This is a genomic window from Kitasatospora sp. NPDC093558 (assembly GCF_040683475.1).
Lineage (GTDB): Bacteria > Actinomycetota > Actinomycetes > Streptomycetales > Streptomycetaceae > Kitasatospora.
This window is the reverse complement of record NZ_JBFBDY010000780.1, coordinates 1-2621: the sequence shown is the minus strand read 5'-3', so window position 1 is coordinate 2621 and position 2621 is coordinate 1. Positions and strand designations below refer to the sequence as shown.

Genomic DNA, 2621 nt, shown 5'->3' with positions numbered 1-2621 from the left:
GCCGCGGCAGTTGGCCACGCCTCCGGCTCAGCTGAACCGGTCGGGGTCGACCCAGCCCTGCTGGACGGCCAGGATCCCGGCCTGGAACCTGGTCTTGGCGCCCAGCTGGGCGGTCAGCTCGGCGGTGTCGCGCCGCACGGTGCGGACCGAGACGCCCAGCCGGCGGGCGATCATCTCGTCAGTGGCACCCTTGGCGAGCAGCAGCAGGATGCTCTGCGAGCGGGCCGTCAGCTTGGGTGACTCCGGGTCGCACACGTCGGTGCCCGTCGGGCTGCCCTCCACCGGCTGCGCGCACTGCCAGACCCGCTCGAACAGCTCGCAGAGCGCGCTGACCACACCGCGGCCCTGCAGGACCAGGGCGCCCTTGGCGCTCGCCCGGGGATCCACCGGGACGATCGCGACGGACCGGTCGTAGATCACCATGCGCGGCGGGAGCATCGGTGCGACCCGGACCCGGGCGCCCTGGTCCACCAGCCCATGGGCGTACTCCATGGTCTTGTTGTCGTTCTTGATGCTCTCCAGGTAGACCGAGCGCATCAGCACGCCGCGGCCCAGCACACTCGCGTCGAGCGGGCGGCTGGCCTCGATGTTGGCGGGCGACATCACGCCGGCGGTGACGAATCCCATCACCTCTTGGGTGCATTCGGTGGCCAGCGCCTCGATCCGCAGCCGGATCGCGTCGATCCCCTCCAGCACCTCGGCGTCCGAACTCTGCCGGGACTTCGTCAGGTTCGCGAATTCCGCGACCACCTCGAAGAGTTCCTGCCGGGCCTGCTTGACGTCCAGCAAGCGGTGCTGCAGTTCGGCCTCCTCGCGGTCGAGCAGGTGCTTGAGCCCGACCTCCGGGTACACCACCATGAGGGTGTCCGGGTCCTCCCAGGAGGGCTTCACCAGCAGCAGACGCGCCAGTTCGTCCATTCCGGCGCGCACCCTCGCCTCGCCCCAGCCCAGCCGGCGGGCGATCTCGGCCGGGCTGCTCCGCGGGTCCCTGAGCATCTCGCGATAGACGTCCCTGGCCTCGACGTCGAGTCCTAACCTCTCCAGCATGCCGGTCACGTCCAACCGGTCGGAATATTCCAGAACTGATAGGACGACAGGCCGGAAGCCGTCCGCCAGGGGCGGACGGTGACTTCGGACGAGGTGTGCGAGACGGGAAGTCCGAAGAGGTCCGGCGGGGCGGCGGATCTCCTGCTTTCGGCCATAACTGATGACATGTCAGTTCGCTCCCCCCTTGGAACCCCTATCTCGCTAGGAGTTTCTGTCATCACCTGACGGCAAGTCAAGTCGCCTATTCCACCCCATTGACGACGAACAGCGCGATCAATGGCATAGGGCGGCGAATCGGCCATCGACAAAACGGCCATCGAGGACGCTCGTGAGGCAATTCGCGATTCCGCTCCCCAGGGCCCTGGCGGCGCCCCTCCCGGCGCGGGGCCGAGCCGTATCCCGAGCCGTATAGAGGGGCTATAGGCACCCGGTCGCAGGCTTCCCCGGTACGACCGACCGACTCCGGGCCGCCGCACCGACGGCGCCCACAGACCCGACTGGGAGCCGACATGGCCGAGCAGATTGCCAACGAGCCGACCTACCTGGTGGTGCTCAACGACGAGGAGCAGTACTCGATCTGGTGGGCCGACCGCGTGCTGCCCGACGGCTGGCACGCCGAGGGGACCAGCGGCACCAAGCAGGAGTGCCTGGACCGGATCAACGAGGTGTGGACCGACATGCGTCCGCTGAGCCTGCGCAACCGGATGGCCCAGGGCTCCGCCGCCTGAACCTCCCCCGCCCCGCGGCGTCCCGCACCGCGCGGGACGCCGCACCAGCCCGACCGCCCGCTTTCGCCCCATCCATGACCGAGCGAGGAGCTCACGTGACCCGGCCGTCCTCACTGCACCACCTCATTGCGAGCTCGGCGCACCGAGCTCCCAACTCGGTCGCCGTATCCGACGGTCGGGTCGAGTACGGCTACCGCCGGCTCGACGAGAACGCCAACCGCCTGTCCCACTTCCTGGCCGGGTGCGGCGTCGCCCCCGGCGGTGTGGTGGGCCTGCGCCTTGCGCCGGGCATCGACTTCGCCGAGGCCGTACTGGCGGTCTGGCGGACCGGGGCCGCGGTGCTGCCGCTCACCGACGACCTGCCCCTCGGCGCACCGGCCGCGCGGATCGACCTGGTGCTGACCCGCGGCCCCGGCCACCCGGACCGGCCGGGCACCGCGCCGGTGGTCGACCTGCTCGCGGCGGCCGAATCCATCGCCGCCCTCCCGGCCACCGACCTCGGACGGGCCGGCGCGCCGCAGGACCCCGCCTGGCTCGGCCACGACACCGCGACCGGCGCGGTGCTGGTGCTCGACCACGCCACCCTGGCCAACCAGGTCGCCTGGCTGACCGACGAGTTCGCCCTGGAGCCCACCGACCGGGTGCTCTGCGCGGACGGGGGCGCCGGCTGGCCGACGCCGCTGCTCGCCGCCCTGGCGGCCGGCGCGACCGTCCTCACCACCGGCGGCCGGGAGCCGCTGGCCGTCGCCGCCGAGGAGCGCGCGACCCTCCTCGCCGTCGACTCGGCCGCACTGACCCCGCACGCCGCGGAGAGTGGCTGGCAGGACTGCGACGCGCTGCGCGCCG

Annotated in this window: 3 protein-coding genes; 2 read left to right on the top strand and 1 reads right to left on the bottom strand. The window is 71.5% G+C overall.

Features of this window, described 5'->3' with window-relative positions; translation table 11 throughout:
* Positions 1-27 precede the first annotated feature (27 nt).
* Positions 28-1047: a helix-turn-helix transcriptional regulator gene (locus tag AB0O00_RS35105; RefSeq protein ID WP_363658764.1), complete on the bottom strand. Its 1020-nt coding sequence runs from the start codon at positions 1045-1047 to the stop codon at positions 28-30.
* A 509-nt stretch (positions 1048-1556) separates the two neighbouring features.
* Between AB0O00_RS35105 and AB0O00_RS35100 the strand changes: the two genes are divergently transcribed.
* Both AB0O00_RS35100 and AB0O00_RS35095 read left to right on the top strand, forming a co-directional pair.
* Positions 1557-1775 carry an MbtH family NRPS accessory protein gene (locus tag AB0O00_RS35100; protein ID WP_363658763.1) on the top strand — a complete coding sequence of 73 codons (219 nt, stop codon included), beginning with the start codon at positions 1557-1559 and terminating at the stop codon, positions 1773-1775.
* A gap of 95 nt (positions 1776-1870) precedes the next feature.
* A partial coding sequence (locus AB0O00_RS35095; protein WP_363658762.1) for an AMP-binding protein occupies positions 1871-2621 on the top strand: 751 nt, incomplete at its 3' end.

Excerpts from the sequence above, each read along its gene's own strand:
- AB0O00_RS35100 (WP_363658763.1), top strand. The coding sequence starts at position 1,557 with ATGGCCGAGCAGATTGCCAACGAGCCGACCTACCTGGTGGTGCTCAAC.
- AB0O00_RS35105 (WP_363658764.1), bottom strand. The coding sequence starts at position 1,047 with ATGCTGGAGAGGTTAGGACTCGACGTCGAGGCCAGGGACGTCTATCGC.